Below are 14,999 nucleotides of genomic sequence, written 5' to 3'. Positions count from 1 at the left end.
AGGATCGGCCGGTGGCCGGGTGCAGGTCAGGCGTCGCCGGTAGGCGTTAGGGAGCGATGGTGCTCGGTCACCGCCCCGAGCATCCCGGTGAGGAACCGGCGCACCATCGCCAGGTCGTCCACGCTGAAGTCCCCCATCACGGCGTGGCTGCGCGCGCCCAGCGGCTCGAAGAACTGCCGGGCCACGACCATCGCCTGCTCGGCGTAGCGGAGATGGACGACGCGGCGGTCGGCGCTCTCCCTCGTACGCCTGAGGTGCCCGACCCGCTCCAAGCGGTCGATGACCGCCGTGGTGGCCCCCGACGAGAGCCCGAGCTGCTGACCGAGGCGGCCGGGCGTCAGGGGGTCGCCACGGCGCTCGGCGTGCATCACCGCGGCCAGGGCCTGCAGATCGGTGTGGTGCAGGCCCTGGAGGTGCGCGAACGCGCTCGCCACGTGCTGCGCCTCGATGCTGTATTGGCGCAGCAGGTCCACCACGTCGGCCTGCAACTGTTCCCGATCTTCCACCGTGCCAGTGTTGCAGATTCCCTCCGGGTGGGTAAGACTCTCGATCGTCGAGATACTTAACCATGGAGGATTCATGCGACGCGCCTGGCTGACGCTCGTGGTGGCGTTGTTGTTGGGGGGTGCCGTCCTCGCGTTCGCCGGTCCGCTCGAGACGGCGAACGACCCGACCGCCACCCTGCCGTCCTCGGCCGAGTCGACCAAGGTGGCCGAGCTGGAGAAGCAGCTCCCGTCCGGCCAGGTCAACCCGGCGCTGATCGTCTTCGCCAAGGAATCGGGACCGTTCACCGCCGGGGAGCTGGAAACCATCGGGAGCTTCGGCACACCGATCCTGGCTCCCGGCAAGGACGCGGCCCTGGTTTCCCGCCCGCTGCCGGCCGACTACTCGGCTGAGCAGACGGTTGACGCAGTCACCCAGTTGCGTGACAAACTCCGGGCCGAGACCCCGGCCGGGGTGACCGCGCAGGTGACCGGTGGGGCCGGCTTCACCGCCGACCTGGCCGACAGCTTCTCCGGGGCCAACACCCGGCTGCTGATCGTCACCGTCGTCGTGGTGGCGTTGCTGCTGCTCGTGACGTACCGCAGCCCGATCCTGTGGCTGGTCCCGCTGGCCGTGGTCGGCCTGGCCGACCGGCTGAGCAGCTCCGTGGTGGCCCTGCTGTCGCAGCACACGAGCCTGGCCATCGACGCCTCGACCAACGGCATCATCACCGTGCTGGTCTTCGGCGCCGGCACCGACTACGCGCTGTTGCTCATCTCCCGCTACCGGGAGGAGCTGCACCGGCACGAGGACCGCTTCGAGGCGATGCGCCGGGCCCTCAAGGGCGCCGGGCCGGCCGTGCTGGCCAGCTCCGGCACGGTGATCCTGGCGCTGCTCACACTGCTGCTGGCCAGCCTCGGCAACAACGTCGCGCTCGGCGTGGCCGGGGCCGCGGGCATCGCCATCGCCGCGATCTTCGCGCTCCTCGTGCTGCCGCCGGCGCTGCTGGTCTGCGGGCGCGGGCTGTTCTGGCCGTTCATCCCCCGCGTCGGCCAGGCCGGGGTCGAGGCCGAGCGCGGCGTCTGGGCCCGGGTCGGCCGCGGCGTCTCGCGACGTCCCGTCGCGATCCTGCTGGCCTCGGTGGTCGTTCTGGGCGCGCTGGCCTCGGGCTTGTTCGGTACGCGGCTGGGGCTGTCGCAGACGGAACAGTTCCGGGTCGAGGCCGAGTCGGTCGACGGCCTGACCACGGTCAGCAAGTACTTCCCGGCCGGGGCCACCGACCCGGCCACGATCATCACCACCCCTTCGCGTGCCTCCGAAGTTCTGGCGCTGGTGACCAAGACGCCCGGAGTCGCGCAGGCCCGCATCGGCGAGCAGACGGCCTCGCTGGCCAGCATCTCGGCCGTGCTGGAGGCGGCGCCGGACACCGGGCCGGCCTACGACACGATCAAGGCCCTGCGTTCGCGGGTCGGCGGCGAAGGGGCGCTGGTCGGTGGCAGCGTGGCGGCCAATCTGGACGACCGCGACGCGGCCCGGCGCGACTTCACCGTGATCGTGCCGGTCGTGTTGATCCTCGTGTTGCTCGTGTTGATCGGGCTGCTGCGGGCACTGGTGGCGCCGGTGCTGCTCCTGCTCACGGTCATCGCCAGCTTCGGGGCGGCCCTCGGCGCCGGATCGTGGCTGTTCCGGCACGTGCTGGACTACGGGGCGCTGCACACGGGCGTACCGCTGCTGTCGTTCCTGTTCCTGGTGGCCCTGGGCGTCGACTACAACATCTTCCTGGTCACCCGCGCCCGCGAGGAGACCCCGGCCCGCGGCACGAGGGACGGCATGGTGCACGCCCTGGCCGTGACCGGCGGCGTCATCACCAGCGCGGGCATCCTGCTGGCGGCGGTCTTCGCGGTCCTCGGCGTCCTGCCGGTCATCACGCTGACCCAGATCGGCATCATCGTCGGCATCGGCGTCCTGCTGGACACCCTGCTGGTCCGCACGGTCCTGGTCCCGGCCCTGGCCGCCCTCTGCGGCGACCGCTTCTGGTGGCCCGGCAACCCGGCCGCCAAGGCGGCCCCCACTTCGTCCCCTGCTCCCGCGACCACGACGGATTGATCCGCTGTCGGACCCGCTCGAAGGCCGCCGCGATCCACCGCGGCGGCCTTCGGCGCCTGTGCCCCGCCGGCCATCGCTCCCCAGCGGCCGATACATCCCGGTCGTCGCCGTCAGCTCGGGTCAGCATGTCCACACGGTCGCGCCCTCAACCCGATCAACACGACGTGCCCTGAGCGCCGTCAACACGTCAACATGACGCGCCCTGAGCGCCGTCAACACATCACGACGGGCTGGGCACTCCCGCGAACGGGATGGCGGTTGTGGCGCTGACGTTGCCGCCTGCGGGGTGTTGCCAGAGGCCGCGGCGGGCGAGCTCGGGCAGGACGCCCTCGCCGAACCAGTACGCCTCCTCCAGGTGCGGGTAGCCGGAGAGGATGAACTCGGTGATGCCCAGCGCCGCGTACTCCTCGATCCGGTCGGCGACCTCGGTGTGGCTGCCGACCAGGGCGGTGCCGGCGCCACCGCGGACCAGGCCCACGCCGGCCCAGAGGTTGGGCGCCACGACCAGGCCGTCGCGGTTGCCGCCGTGCAGCTCGAGCATGCGGCGCTGGCCCTCGGACTCGCTCTTGCGCAGCCCGGCCTGCACCGCGGCGATGGCGCTCTCGTCGACGTTCTTGAGCAGCCGGTCGGCCTCGAGCCAGGCCGCCTCGGACGTGTCCCGGCTGATCACGTGCAGCCGGATGCCGAAGCGCATGTCCGGCTTGAGCTGCCTGATCCAGTCAAGCTTCTGCTTGACTGCGTCCGGCGGCTCCCCCCACGTCAGGTAGACGTCAGCGTGGGCCGCGGCGACCGGACCGGCGGCCTGCGACGAGCCGCCGAAGTAGATGTCCGGCGCCGGGTCGGGCAGCTTGGTCAACCGGGCCCCCTCGACCTGCACGTGCTCGCCGGCGAAATCGACGGTCTCGCCACGGAACAGCGCGCGGACAACCCCGAGGAACTCGGCCGTACGCGCGTACCGGGCGTCCTTGTCCAGGAAGTCGCCGAACTGGCGCTGCTCCCTCGACTCGCCGCCGGTCACCACGTTGAGCAGCAGCCGGCCGCCGGAGAGCCGCTGGAAGCTCGACGACATCTGCGCGGCCAGGGTCGGCGAGATCAGCCCGGGCCGGAACGCGACCAGGAACTTCAACCGCTCGGTGACCTCGCTCAGCATGGCCGTGGTGATCCAGGCGTCCTCGCACCAGGCGCCGGTCGGGGTGAGCGCGCCGACGAAGCCGAGCTGCTCGGCGCTGCGCGCGATCTGCCCCAGGTAGCCGATGGTCAGCGGGCGTACGCCACCGGCCGCGCCGACCGGCACGCCGTGGCCGCCGCCGACGATGTCCCGGCTGTCGCCGTTGGTCGGCAGAAACCAGTGAAAGTCCATGGCGCCACCCTATCCCCATCTCCTATCGAATCGATAGGCTAACGGTCATGGATGAGTTTGAATACGATGCGCTGCGGCTCCGGCAGTGGCGGGCCGGCCAGGCCCGCGGCTTCTCCCGCCGAACCCTTTTCGCCCTGGCCGGGGCGGTGGGCGCGGCCGGTCTGGCCGGCGCGGCCGCACCCGCTTCGGCCGCCGCCTCCGCCGGTTCGCGGGCCGCGGGTTCTGCTGCTCCCCCGGCCGCGGGTTCCGCCGCCGGTTCGGGTGGGGCAGGCGCCGCGCTCGCGGCCGGGCCGATCGTCAAACCGCTGCCGCCCTCGCTCTTCACCGTTTTCGGCACCAACGCCGAGACACGCTGGTCGGCCCTCAAGGACGCCGGCTACCACGTGCCGGTGGACCGGTTCTTCGTCCGCAACCACACAAGTACACCGTTGCTTGACAGTGCCACCTGGTCGCTTGAAGTGTTCGGGGCCGGCCTGCGCGGCGGCCCGCGGACCTTCACCCTGGCCGACTTGCGCCGCCTGCCGTCGGTCACCCGCTCGGTCACCATCGAGTGCGCCGGCAACGGCCGCGGCTACTTCGCCTCCCAGCAGGGCCAGACCGTCTCCGGCACGGCCTGGGGCCTGGGCGCCGTCGGGGTCGGGCGCTGGCGGGGCGTACGGCTCTCCACGGTTCTGCGCCAGGCCGGGATCGGCCCGCACGCCGTCGACGTGCAGGCGTCCGGCCTCGACCCGAACTACCTCACCAGTGGCGTGGACCTGGGTCCCGTGCGCCGCCCGATGCCCGTCAGCAAGGCGCTGGACGATGTCATCCTGGCCTACGAGCTGAACGGCGCCCCGCTGCCACCGGATCACGGCCACCCCGTACGGCTGGTCGTGCCCTCCTGGATCGGCATTTCCTCGATCAAATGGGTCGGCCGGATCGAAGTCTCCGACGAGCCGCTGTTCTCCCCGTGGAACACCCAGTTCTACCGCTTGTTCGGTCCCGGCTTCCCCGACGAGGGCCGGCCGTTCGACCGTCAGTCCATCAAGAGCGCCTTCGAACTCGACCCCGGCGCCACCTTCGCCGCCGGCGCCCGCACCCGCCTGACCGGCCGGTCGTGGTCCGCCTCCGGCCGCATCAGGCGGGTCGACGTCAGCACCGACGGCGGCACCACCTGGCGCCGCGCCCGCTTCACCGGCCCGTCCATCGACAACGCCTGGCAGCGCTGGCACGTCGACTGGCGGCCGGCCGCCGGCAACCACGTGCTGCTGGCCCGCGCCACCGACGTACGGGGGAACACCCAACCCGAGGTGGCCCGGTTCAACACCCTCGGCTACCTCTTCGACGCCCCCGTCAGGGTGCCGGTCACCGCGGCTTGAGCCCTGCGAGAACGGGCCGCGGTTTCCCAAATACCCACCGTGGCCCGTCCTCAAGGCCCCACCGGCTCTCCACCGCCGCTCCATGCCGCTGACGAATGGAAGCCACCGGCCGGCGCGTCCTCAGGGGCGGCCGGTGTGATTATCGCGGCTGGATCGACAGGGGGATCGGGATTCCCTGCTGGACGTCCAGGACGGCGCGCTCGCCGAGCGGCTCGGCCAGCTCGACGGTCGCGGTGCGCGGGAAACCGGCCATCGTGCACAGTTCGTCGTCCGCATAGCCGTCTCCGTACCGCCGCTCGTCGATGATGACCACGACGGCGTGAGAGGACTCGACCACCCGGGCCGAGTAGTCGGCGCCGCAAGGCTCGCTGGCCGGACCCCGAGAGCCGGTGAGCCGGACGGTCAGGGTCCGGCCCGACACCGTCACCGACTCGGCAGCCAGCCCACCCGAGGTCCCCGGCGGCGGTGTGTAGGTCATTGCCCCCGACGGCGCAACCGCGACCCGCGTGATCCGGAAGGCGCTGTCCTTCAAAGCGAACTCCCACGCGGGCACCTCGGCTTCGCCGCGGGTGGTCGAGATCCGGGTCGTGGTCAGCCGTGCGCCGGTCACCGGGACTGTCGTGCAGTCCGCGCACTCGCCGCCGTTCTCGGCGACCACCTGATGGAGCGCCTCGTCGGCGTCGAGCAGCGGCACCATGAGCTTCGCGGCACCGTCCCAGACCACCGTGCCCGTTTCGCGGGGCGCCGCGGGCAGCACCACCGCCGCCTCGATCCGCCCGGCGCCGATCGCCGCCTTGTAGTCCTCGTTCTCTTCCTCCAGCCCGCCGGCATAGCCGGTCAACCCACCTGCCGGTACGAAGCGCGGGCCGCCACCGGCCGCCCCGGCCGCCCCGGCCGCCTGTTCATAGCCGGCCAGCACCTCCCGTGCCCGCTGATCCACCGGAACCGGCGGAGCCTCCTCACCCGGCCCCGCCGCCGGCGTACCGCAGCCACCGAGCGCCACCACGGCCATCACCCCGACAACCCACCGTCTCACCACGCCGTCCCCCTCCCCCGCCGACCCATGCGAAGACTCCGACGCGAGATCCACACCCCGGGTTCCCCACCGTCGAGAACGACCGGGCCGGATCTCGGAGTGGTGCCACGGCGGCGGATGTCCCCCGGGGGCGGTGCCGGCGCGGGCCGGAGGCGAGGACACCGGCGCTACACGGGCGTGCGAACGAGGAAGCCTGGCGATGGTGCCCCTGGAGCCAGTAGCCCGCGCTGAGGACCGTCGGGCCTCCGGGCGCAATGACTATCTGCGGGTCTTGGTGGCGCTGACACCGGCCAGGAAGATGTCCACCCCGGCGAGGAACTGCTCACGGTCGTCGTGGTCCTGGAGCTGAGACGCCGCTTCCCGCACGATCGGGTCCGGGTCGTGTTGCGCCCACTGTGCCGCCAGGGTCTCCAGGTAGGCCGTGCGGTCCGCGTCGCTGGTCACCCGCCGGGCCCCGGCGGCGTACTGCGCTGCCGCACCCAGCACGTAGCTGATGAGCGCCGACCCGGCGTCGGCCAGCGCCGGCCCGGACACGCCGAGGCGCTGCAACTGCGTGCCGACGCCCGTCCAGATCCGGAAGACGGCGGGTTGCTGCGGCTCCCGGGACAGCTGAGTACCGACCCAGGGGTGCGCGTCGATCGCGTCGAAGATTCCGAGCGCGAGAGCGCGGATGGCCCGCACCGGGTCTTCGTCATCACCGGCGCCGGCCGTCACTCGGACCACGATGTCGTCCGTGGCCGCGGCCAGCAGCTCTTCCTTGTTGGCGACGTGGTGATAGATCGCGCCGCGGCCGGTCGAGAGGTGCGCCGTCAGCGCGCGGACCGTCAGGCCTCCCTCCCCCGTCGTGTCGAGCATCTCGACGGCCGCTTCGACGATGCGCTCCCGGGACAGCGCATCGCTGCGCCGGGTGTTCCGCGACGTAGGGAGGGTCATGTTCGTCATCTTGACACAATTGGACCGGCGGTCCAACCTTGGCGCATTGGACCACCGGTCCAACTTTCGGAAGGAACAACATGGCTCCTCACATCACGATCGTCGGCGCCGGCCTCGGCGGCCTCACGCTCGCCCGCGTCCTGCACCGGCACGACATCCCGGTCACCGTCTACGACGCGGAAGCGTCGGCTGCGGCGCGTACGCAGGGCGGCCAGCTCGACCTGCACGAGCACAACGGCCAGCGCGCCCTGGCCGTCGCCGGCCTCACCGAGGAATACCGGGCGATCATCCACGCGGGCGGCGGCGCCCAGCGGGTGCTCGATCAGCACGGCGCCGTGCTCGCCGAGCTTCCCGACGACGGCTCCATGGCCCGGCCGGAAGCGCTGCGTGGCGACATCCGCCGCATCCTGATCGAGTCACTGCCCGCCGGCATCGTGCAATGGGGCAAGAAGCTCACCACGGCGACGCCCCTCGGCGGAGGCCGGCACGAGCTCACGTTCGCCGACGGCTCGACGGTCACCACGGAGACTCTGGTGGGCGCCGACGGCGCCTGGTCGCGGGTGAGGGGCCTGCTGTCGGACGAGAAGCCGGCGTACGCGGGCATGAGCTACATCGACACCTACCTGTACGAGGTCGACGACCGCCATCCCGCGACGGCCGAAGCAGTCGGCCCCGGCGCCATGTACGCGCTGGTCCCCGGCAAGGGCTTCCTCGCGCACCGAGAGGCCGGCGACATCATCCACACCTACGTCGTGCTCAACCGGCCCGTGGAGTGGTTCGCCGGGATCGACTTCGCCGACGCGGACGCCACGAAGGCGCGGATCGCGGCCGAGTTCCCGGAATGGGCGCCGGAGCTGACCGCCCTGATCGTCCACGCCGACACAGCGCCGATCCTGCGCAGCATCTACCGGCTGCCCGACCGGCACCGCTGGATCCGTACGCCCGGGGTGACCCTGCTCGGCGACGCCGCCCACGTCACCCTGCCCGGCGGCGAAGGCGCGAACATCGCCATGCTCGACGGAGCCGAACTCGGCGAGGCGATCGCCGCGCACCCCGGCGACATCGAGGCCGCCTTCGCCGCGTACGAGGAAGTGATGTTCGCCCGCAGCGAGGCCGAAGCAGTCGCCGCGCACGAGACCGTCGACCTCATCTTCGGCGACCGCGCACCCTACGGCCTGGCCAACCTGATCAACGGCACCGACCAGGACGAGGCGCGGTCGGCCGGACAGCCTCTGAGCTGAGGGGCACGCGATCGGACGTCATCAACCCAAGGCTGAACGCTTGCTCATGACGCCCTGCAGCGCCTGGTCGGGCTGCCCGCCAAGGCAGCCGAACCGCGATCAGGAGCGAGCGGCAAGAGCCGCCGGGCCGGGGACCGGACCGGCGGCGGGTGGGCCGCATCAGCCGCGCACGGAGGATATCTGAGGTCAGGCGGTGGGTCCTAGCGGGACGTCACCCCGCAGCGTGATGCGGTGCATGACGCGGCGGGCGTCCGCGTAGTCACGGTTGGCGTAGTGGGCCGTGCTGCGGTTGTCCCACATGGCGACGTCGCCGGGGCGCCAGCGGTGGCGGACGATGTGCTCGGGTTTGGTCAAGTGGGCGTAGAGCAGGTCGAGGATGGCCCGGCTCTCGAACTCGGAGACGCCGGTGATGTGGGACGTGAAGCCGGGGTTGACAAAGATGCCCTTGCGGCCGGTCTCCGGATGGACCCGGATGACCGGATGCTCGACCGGGTCGAGACGCGTGACCACTTCGCCGTCCCACTCGTTGCCCTGGCCGCCACGGCGCTGGGCCAGGTAGTAGCCGAACTCGCGGGTGCCGTCATGCACCGCGGTGAGCTTGTCAACCAACTGCTTGACGGGCTCCGACAGGGAGTCGTACGCGAGTTGGCTGTCAGCCCAGTTCGTGTCGCCACCGGTCGGCGGGAGGGTCACGGCGCGCAGGATCGAGCCCAGGGGCGGGCGCCGCATGAACGTCACGTCGGTGTGCCAGACGTCGGCGAAGCCGTTGTCGGTGCTGTCCAGGGCGTACACCTCGGGGTGGGCCTCGTCGACGCCGCCGACCACCGGGTGCGAGGCGGTGAGCTCGCCGATCCGCCGGCCCAGGGTGACCTGGCCGTCGTCGTCGAGCGTCTGGTCGCGGAAGAACAGCAACTTGCGGTCGACCAGGGCGGCGCGGATCTCGGCGATGTCGTCGTCGGTCGCGGCGGCCAGGTCGACGCCGTGCACCACGGCGCCGAAGTGCGGGCCGAGCTGCTCGTACTCCTTGATCATGCGGACACCCCTTCAGTGGTCTGATCGGAAGAGCGGGAACGGACCGCCGCGCCGATCTCGGCACGGAGGGCGGCGAAGCGGGGCAGGCCGCGGAGCTCGTCCGGGGCGAGCCCGGCGCGGGGGAGGTCGACGGGCAGGTCCAGGGCGACGCGGCCGGGGCGCGGGGTGAGCACGATGACCCGGCTGCCGAGGAACACGGCCTCGTCGACGCTGTGGGTGACGAAGACACACGTACGGCCGGTCTCGTGGCTGACCCGCCGCAGGTCCTCCTGCAGGCGTTCGCGGGTGAGCGCGTCCAGCGCCGCGAACGGCTCGTCGAGCAGCAGCAACGGGTTGTCCACGGCCAGCGCCCGCGCGATGGCCACCCGCTGCTGCTGGCCGCCGCTGATCTGCCAGGTGCGGCGCTTGGCCACGCCGTGCAACCCGACTCTCTCAAGCAGTTGGTTGACTCTGTCCGGCGTGGCCGGCAACCCCGCGTACCGCAGGGCCAGCGCGACGTTCCCGCCCACGCTGCGCCACGGGAACAGCCGCGGCTGCTGAAAGACCAGCCCCGCACCGCGCCCGGGCACCGGCTGCTCGCCCCCGGCGCGGACAGTGCCGAATGTCGGCTGTTCGAAGCCGGCGATCAGGCGCAGCAGGGTGCTCTTGCCGCAGCCGGAGGCGCCGACGAGGACGAGGAACTCGCCCCGGGGAACGCTCAGCGAGACCGGGCCGACCGCCGTCACATCGCCATAGCGGTGCTCGACGCCGTCGACCGTGACACCCGCACCCGAGCCGGGGCTGCCGGAAGCCCCGGCGGGGTGGCCGGCGGACGAGCCGAGGTGGCCGGCCAATGAGGCGGAGTGGCCGGAGGATGAGCCGAGGTGGCCGGCCAATGAGGCGGGGCGGCCGGAGGACCGGGGGCCGGCGACGGCGGGTGGGAGGTCAGCCGAGGACATCGGGCAGGCCCTTGACGTAGATGGCTTTCTGGACGTCGACCAGGGGCGGGACGGCGTCGATCTTCTGCTGGGACTTGAGGAACCCGGCCGCGCTGACCAGGTTGTCGGCGAGCTTGCCGACGGCGGCCTCGGTGCCCAGCCACTCCGGGGAGGACAGGTCGGCCGGCTTGAGGAAGACGCCCTGGGAGAGCTGGTCGGCGGCGTCGGCCGGGTCCAGGTTGAGCTCCTCCGCGACCGCCTTGGCCGCCGCCGCCGGGTCGGCGGCGATGGTGTCGAGGGCCTGCGCCTCCACCTTGCGCCAGGCGTCGACCGCCTCCGGGTGTGCGTCGGCGAACGCCGCCGACACCACGCCCAGGTCCAGCGTGGGCTTGCCCGCGGTGGCGAGCTGGCGGCTGGCGATCAGCACCTTGCCGGTCTTCTTGATCTCGGCCAGGGACGGCAGCCAGGTGTACGCGGCGTCGAGGTCGCCGCGGGTCCACGCCGCCTGGATGTCCTGTGGCTCGAGGTCGACGATGTTCACGTCCTTCTCCTGCAGGCCCGCCTGTTCGAGCGCGGCCAGCAGCGAGTAGTGCGCGGTCGACGCGAACGGCGTCGCCACCTTCTTGCCCTTCAGCGACTTCACGTCGGTCACGCCGCTGCCGTTGCGGGCGACCAGCGCCTCGTTGTCACCGGCCACGTCAAGGACGAAGGCGACCTTGTACGGGATGTTGAGCGGCGCCGAGAGCCCGCGGGCCACCGGGCTGGACCCGATCGCCGCGATGTCCACGCTCTTGGCCACGAAGGCCGTGTTGATGCTGGCGCCGGAGTCGAACTTGGTCCAGGTGATCTGGTAGTCCGGCAGCGCCTTCTCGAGCAGCCCCTGGTTCTTGACGATCAGGTCGCCGCTCGGGAAGGCCTGGTAGGCCAGGCGGATCGTCTTCTTGTCGGCGCTCGCTCCCCCACTCGCGGCCCCGTTGCCGCACGCCGCCACGGAAAGAGCCGCGACGGCCAACACGGAAATCAACTTCTTCATCAGAGGATCCCTATCTATGCGCGGCCGCGCCACGGGATCAGCCGGTTCTCGGCCGTCCGCAGCAGGGCGTCGATGAGCAGGCCGGAGAGGCCGATGGCGAACAGCCCGAGCACGACGACGTCGGTCTGCGAGTAGCGCTGGGCGTCGCGGACCATGCCGCCGATGCCGGGCACGCCGTTGATGGTCTCGGCGGCGACGACCGAGCTGTACGCGACGCCGACCGCGAGCCGCACCCCGGTGAAGATCTCCGGCAGGGCGTGCGGCATGGTCACGTCGCGGGTCATCTGCCAGCGGCCCGCCCCGAGGGCCCGCGCCGCCTCGACGAGACCGGTCGGAGCGCCCTGCACGGCGGCCGCGGTGGCCACGGCCACGGGTGGCAGCGCGGCGATGGAGAGCAGCCACAGCTTCGGGGTCTCGTCGATGCCGAACCAGATGATGAACAGGCTGAAGTAGGCCAGCGGCGGCAGCGCCCGCACGAAGGTGACGACCGGCTCGGTGACGATCCGCAGCCACGACACGGTGCCCATCAGCAGGCCGAGCACGAGGCCGCCGGCCACGCCGATGGCCGAGCCGATCAGGATGCGGCGCAGGCTCACCGCGAGGTGCTCGACGAGCAGGTGCCCGCTGTACCCGCGTACCCCGTCGTGGACGCTGGAGGTGACGATCAGCTGATGCCAGACCGCGCCGGGCGAGGGGATGAAGGTCGGATTCCTGGTCGTCCGCGCGGCGAGCTCCCATAGTCCATAGAGGACCAGCAGAGCCAGCACCCGTAGGGCGATCCGCCGCCGGCGGCCGCCGGACGGGGCCAGGGGCGAGGCGCGCCGCGCCGTGACCTCGGCGGCGAGGGCGGGTGGGGCATCGAGCGAAGTCGTCACAGGACACTCCAGGAGGCACGTCCGTACCGGGCGCCTAATTCCTACTCGACCCATCGACTATGAGCAAGATGGGTTCCCACTCCATGGACTAGGTTGGTCACCCATGACGGAGCGCACGAATTTCGAGGACGTCGATGTGATCGTCGACCACCGGCTCGTCGGCATCGTCGACGAGGCGAGCGACGGCGGCGAGAAACCCCCGTCGCCGCACACGCTGGGCGACTGGATCGCCGTCACTCCCGGCAACATCTATCTGGAATGCCCGGGCGAGGAGGTGCTCGGCGCGGCCGTACGCTTCGAGACCTGGGACGGTCCGGCGCCGTTCGACGAGACCGATTGGGAGGCGCACGACGTCGTCGAGGTCGTGCTGCCCTCCGGCCTGCTCGGCATCGACGAGATCACCATGGGCGCGCAGTCCGGCGTCTACCGGCTGCCACCGGGCCGCCGCTGGCACACCCGGCTGGCCTGGCGCACCCTCGAGGCCGAGCCGGACCAGCTGCCCAGCGCGACGATCCTCGCGCAGTTCTGGCCAGCGGATTGATGAGCGGACGTGCCGCACGGTCGCCGCCACCATCGTGCTGTTCCTGGAGCGGCTCCGCCTCGGCGCCGACCTGCCGGCGATCGCCCGACTTCAGGCGCGGTAGCCGTCGAACAACGGGCCGCCGCCTCGGTTGAGGACCTCGCCGGCGAAGGCCGCCGGTTCGTCGCGCGCGGCCAGCCAGCGGTCGGCCAGGGCCGGGTCCAGCTCGCGCAACTCCCGCAGCAGCCACTTGCCGCGACTGATCCAGCGGCCGGCGAAGGCGAGCGCCGCCCGGCCGGCCTCGGTCCACACCTCGGCGGCGATGACCAGCCGTTCGCCGGGGTCGGTCACGTGCGCCAGGTCGTCGAGCGCGTCCGTCAACCCGTACCGCCAACGGTCTTTCTCGGCCGGTGAGAGCGGTGGTGGGCCGGCGGCGAGAACCCGGGCGCAGCGGGACGGCAGATCCCCGGGGTCGCCGGTGAGGACCACGCCGCGCGCGAGCATGCGATGCGTGCTGGGCTTGCGCGCGGCGAGTTCACGCCCGAGGAACTCCTCGAGCCGGCGCGGCGTCTGCACGAACAGCTCCACCGGCCAGCCCTCGAAATACAGGCTTTCCCGGTACGAGGGGCCGTCCTCCCGCATGACGACTATGTCCAGATCGGATCCGGCCGTGCGGTCCGGGCCCAGCACGCTTCCGGTCAGCATGGCCCAGGAGGCGTACGGGAAACGGTCGCGCACGATCGCGCGGGCGGCGTCCAGCGGTTCCATCGCCCCAGGGTGGTACCGGCAGACACTCCCCGCCAGCTATTTCCGCCGATCCGATTACCTACTTAGCCTATAGAGTTTATTGTCTTTTGGCCGGTGGTGCTCCAGGGTGACGGGGTCAGTGTTGACCGGAGGAGGCCCCTCGTGCCGCAGCTGTCCGCCCGAACACACCTCGCGAGCCCCGTCGACGTCCGGATGCCCGTGGACGCACCGGCTGGCCATCACCCGGGAGCTGGCCGGCCTGCACGACATCGTCACCATGTCGTACGTCGACGACGAGCGTGACGGGCGCGGCTGGGCCTTCCGCGCGACCCGCGGCCCCGGCCTGGTCAACGGTTTCACGCTGCTCAGCCAGGCGTACGAGGCGACGGTGGAGGGGTTCGAGGGCCACGCCGGGGTGCCGGCCTTGTGGGACCGCTTCACCTCGCGGGTGGCGGGCAACGACCCGACGGCGATCGGCATCGACCGGGCGACCCGGTTCCGTCATCTGGCCGCCGAGCCCGTCGAGACGTACCCCCGGGGTCTGCGCGACGAGATCGAGGAGCTGGACCGATGGCACGTTCGGGCGCCGACCTGCGCGCCTACCCGAACCTGGAGCGGTACGGACGGAACCTGTACCGGGTCCCGGCGTTCCGCGACAGCACGGAAATCCGGCTGCCCGGCGCCTGACCGCGGCGGTACCGTGCGCGGATGCCTTCCGCGTACCCCCCGCTGAACCTGGCCGTGCGCACGCCACGGCTGACGCTCGCCGCCGCCACCGACGAGATGCTGGAACGGCTCGTGCCGATCGTGCGGGCCGGGGTGGTCACCGAGGGCGCACCGCTGCCGTTCGACGACCCCATGACGCTCTACGACGACAGCCCGGCCCGCGAGTGGGGGTGGATGCGCCGCGTCTGGGCCGGCCGTTCGCGGGTCGGGGCCGACTTCTGGCGGCTCTACTTCGTGGTCTGCGACGACGGTGAGCCCGTGGGCATGCAGGACCTGGTCGGGCGTGACTTCACCGCGCTGGGCACGGTGACGACGTTCTCCTGGCTGGCCCCGGGCGTACGCGGTCGGGGGCTGGGCCGGGAGGCCCGGGCGGCGATTCTGCACCTCGCGTTCGAGGGCCTCGGCGCCCGTGAGGCCGGCAGCGACGCGTTCACCGACAACCACGCCTCGAACCGGGTGTCCGAGGCGCTCGGCTATCTGCGCAACGGCACCGACTGGGCCACCCGCCGCGGCGAGCCGGCCGAGCTGCTGCGCTGGCGGCTGCCGCGCGACGTGTGGGAGTCGCGGCGGCGGGCCGACATCGAGCTGTCCTGCGTCGAGGAGTGCCGACCCGTGCTGGGCCTGTAGCGCTA

General features: G+C 71.7%; 15 protein-coding genes. 6 read left to right on the top strand and 9 right to left on the bottom strand.

The window, feature by feature from the left end; translation table 11 throughout:
• Positions 1-26 precede the first annotated feature (26 nt).
• Positions 27-506 carry a MarR family transcriptional regulator gene (locus tag AB0J66_RS04375; protein WP_364655556.1) on the bottom strand — a complete coding sequence of 160 codons (480 nt, stop codon included), beginning with the start codon at positions 504-506 and terminating at the stop codon, positions 27-29.
• 73 nt (positions 507-579) lie between these two features.
• Here AB0J66_RS04375 and AB0J66_RS04370 point away from each other — a divergent pair, with 73 nt between their 5' ends.
• Complete coding sequence (locus tag AB0J66_RS04370) at positions 580-2,589, top strand: MMPL family transporter (RefSeq protein WP_364655554.1); 2,010 nt, start codon at positions 580-582, stop codon at positions 2,587-2,589.
• A gap of 220 nt (positions 2,590-2,809) precedes the next feature.
• On the opposite strand, the gene AB0J66_RS04365 is transcribed toward AB0J66_RS04370, so the two are convergent.
• A complete protein-coding gene (locus AB0J66_RS04365; protein ID WP_364655553.1) occupies positions 2,810-3,949 on the bottom strand; it encodes an LLM class flavin-dependent oxidoreductase in 1,140 nt (379 codons plus the stop codon).
• A gap of 47 nt (positions 3,950-3,996) precedes the next feature.
• Between AB0J66_RS04365 and AB0J66_RS04360 the strand changes: the two genes are divergently transcribed.
• Positions 3,997-5,307 carry a sulfite oxidase gene (locus tag AB0J66_RS04360; protein WP_364655551.1) on the top strand — a complete coding sequence of 437 codons (1,311 nt, stop codon included), beginning with the start codon at positions 3,997-3,999 and terminating at the stop codon, positions 5,305-5,307.
• 139 nt (positions 5,308-5,446) lie between these two features.
• Here the strand turns inward: AB0J66_RS04360 and AB0J66_RS04355 are convergent, their stop codons facing one another.
• Positions 5,447-6,343, bottom strand: coding sequence for a hypothetical protein (locus tag AB0J66_RS04355; RefSeq protein WP_364655550.1), 897 nt, complete (start codon positions 6,341-6,343; stop codon positions 5,447-5,449).
• Positions 6,344-6,601: 258 nt separating this feature from the next.
• The gene (locus tag AB0J66_RS04350) at positions 6,602-7,276 is read right to left on the bottom strand and encodes a TetR/AcrR family transcriptional regulator (RefSeq protein ID WP_364655548.1); all 675 of its coding nucleotides are present in this window, start codon (positions 7,274-7,276) and stop codon (positions 6,602-6,604) included.
• Positions 7,277-7,356: 80 nt separating this feature from the next.
• Here AB0J66_RS04350 and AB0J66_RS04345 point away from each other — a divergent pair, with 80 nt between their 5' ends.
• A complete protein-coding gene (locus AB0J66_RS04345) occupies positions 7,357-8,517 on the top strand; it encodes an NAD(P)/FAD-dependent oxidoreductase (RefSeq protein ID WP_364655547.1) in 1,161 nt (386 codons plus the stop codon).
• 186 nt (positions 8,518-8,703) lie between these two features.
• Here AB0J66_RS04345 and AB0J66_RS04340 read toward each other — a convergent pair whose 3' ends face one another.
• From AB0J66_RS04340 to AB0J66_RS04325, 4 genes are read right to left on the bottom strand one after another with little or no spacing between them, the layout of a single operon-like run.
• Positions 8,704-9,549, bottom strand: a complete 846-nt coding sequence (locus tag AB0J66_RS04340) for a TauD/TfdA family dioxygenase (RefSeq protein WP_364655545.1) — start codon at positions 9,547-9,549, stop codon at positions 8,704-8,706.
• Positions 9,546-10,487, bottom strand: a complete 942-nt coding sequence (locus AB0J66_RS04335) for an ABC transporter ATP-binding protein (protein ID WP_364655543.1) — start codon at positions 10,485-10,487, stop codon at positions 9,546-9,548. Before AB0J66_RS04335 ends, AB0J66_RS04340 begins: the two co-directional genes overlap by 4 nt.
• Complete coding sequence (locus AB0J66_RS04330; protein ID WP_364655542.1) at positions 10,474-11,499, bottom strand: ABC transporter substrate-binding protein; 1,026 nt, start codon at positions 11,497-11,499, stop codon at positions 10,474-10,476. Before AB0J66_RS04330 ends, AB0J66_RS04335 begins: the two co-directional genes overlap by 14 nt.
• Before the next feature lie 14 nt (positions 11,500-11,513).
• Positions 11,514-12,374 carry an ABC transporter permease gene (locus tag AB0J66_RS04325; protein WP_364655540.1) on the bottom strand — a complete coding sequence of 287 codons (861 nt, stop codon included), beginning with the start codon at positions 12,372-12,374 and terminating at the stop codon, positions 11,514-11,516.
• Positions 12,375-12,477: 103 nt separating this feature from the next.
• Between AB0J66_RS04325 and AB0J66_RS04320 the strand changes: the two genes are divergently transcribed.
• Positions 12,478-12,915: a hypothetical protein gene (locus tag AB0J66_RS04320; RefSeq protein ID WP_364655538.1), complete on the top strand. Its 438-nt coding sequence runs from the start codon at positions 12,478-12,480 to the stop codon at positions 12,913-12,915.
• Between the two features lie 90 nt (positions 12,916-13,005).
• On the opposite strand, the gene AB0J66_RS04315 is transcribed toward AB0J66_RS04320, so the two are convergent.
• Positions 13,006-13,662 (bottom strand): nucleotidyltransferase domain-containing protein, encoded by a 657-nt coding sequence (locus AB0J66_RS04315; protein WP_364655537.1) that lies wholly within the window; start codon positions 13,660-13,662, stop codon positions 13,006-13,008.
• Positions 13,663-13,780: 118 nt separating this feature from the next.
• Between AB0J66_RS04315 and AB0J66_RS04310 the strand changes: the two genes are divergently transcribed.
• Positions 13,781-14,374 carry a hypothetical protein gene (locus tag AB0J66_RS04310; RefSeq protein ID WP_364655535.1) on the top strand — a complete coding sequence of 198 codons (594 nt, stop codon included), beginning with the start codon at positions 13,781-13,783 and terminating at the stop codon, positions 14,372-14,374.
• Positions 14,350-14,994, top strand: a complete 645-nt coding sequence (locus AB0J66_RS04305) for a GNAT family protein (RefSeq protein ID WP_364655534.1) — start codon at positions 14,350-14,352, stop codon at positions 14,992-14,994. Before AB0J66_RS04310 ends, AB0J66_RS04305 begins: the two co-directional genes overlap by 25 nt.
• The last annotated feature ends 5 nt before the right edge of the window (positions 14,995-14,999 follow it).

The sequence above is a fragment of the Actinoplanes sp. NPDC049598 genome, assembly GCF_040675435.1.
Classification (GTDB): domain Bacteria; phylum Actinomycetota; class Actinomycetes; order Mycobacteriales; family Micromonosporaceae; genus Actinoplanes.
The sequence above is the reverse complement of the archived record's forward strand: the minus strand, read 5'-3'. Positions and strand labels throughout refer to the sequence as shown.

What these genes read in the sequence shown, in the direction of transcription:
- AB0J66_RS04365 (WP_364655553.1), bottom strand. Translation starts at nt 3,949, where the DNA reads ATGGACTTTCACTGGTTTCTGCCGACCAACGGCGACAGCCGGGACATC.
- AB0J66_RS04370 (WP_364655554.1), top strand. Translation starts at nt 580, where the DNA reads ATGCGACGCGCCTGGCTGACGCTCGTGGTGGCGTTGTTGTTGGGGGGT.
- AB0J66_RS04340 (WP_364655545.1), bottom strand. Translation starts at nt 9,549, where the DNA reads ATGATCAAGGAGTACGAGCAGCTCGGCCCGCACTTCGGCGCCGTGGTG.
- AB0J66_RS04360 (WP_364655551.1), top strand. Translation starts at nt 3,997, where the DNA reads ATGGATGAGTTTGAATACGATGCGCTGCGGCTCCGGCAGTGGCGGGCC.
- AB0J66_RS04350 (WP_364655548.1), bottom strand. Translation starts at nt 7,276, where the DNA reads ATGACCCTCCCTACGTCGCGGAACACCCGGCGCAGCGATGCGCTGTCC.
- AB0J66_RS04320 (WP_364655538.1), top strand. Translation starts at nt 12,478, where the DNA reads ATGACGGAGCGCACGAATTTCGAGGACGTCGATGTGATCGTCGACCAC.
- AB0J66_RS04315 (WP_364655537.1), bottom strand. Translation starts at nt 13,662, where the DNA reads ATGGAACCGCTGGACGCCGCCCGCGCGATCGTGCGCGACCGTTTCCCG.
- AB0J66_RS04305 (WP_364655534.1), top strand. Translation starts at nt 14,350, where the DNA reads ATGCCTTCCGCGTACCCCCCGCTGAACCTGGCCGTGCGCACGCCACGG.
- AB0J66_RS04330 (WP_364655542.1), bottom strand. Translation starts at nt 11,499, where the DNA reads ATGAAGAAGTTGATTTCCGTGTTGGCCGTCGCGGCTCTTTCCGTGGCG.
- AB0J66_RS04335 (WP_364655543.1), bottom strand. Translation starts at nt 10,487, where the DNA reads ATGTCCTCGGCTGACCTCCCACCCGCCGTCGCCGGCCCCCGGTCCTCC.
- AB0J66_RS04345 (WP_364655547.1), top strand. Translation starts at nt 7,357, where the DNA reads ATGGCTCCTCACATCACGATCGTCGGCGCCGGCCTCGGCGGCCTCACG.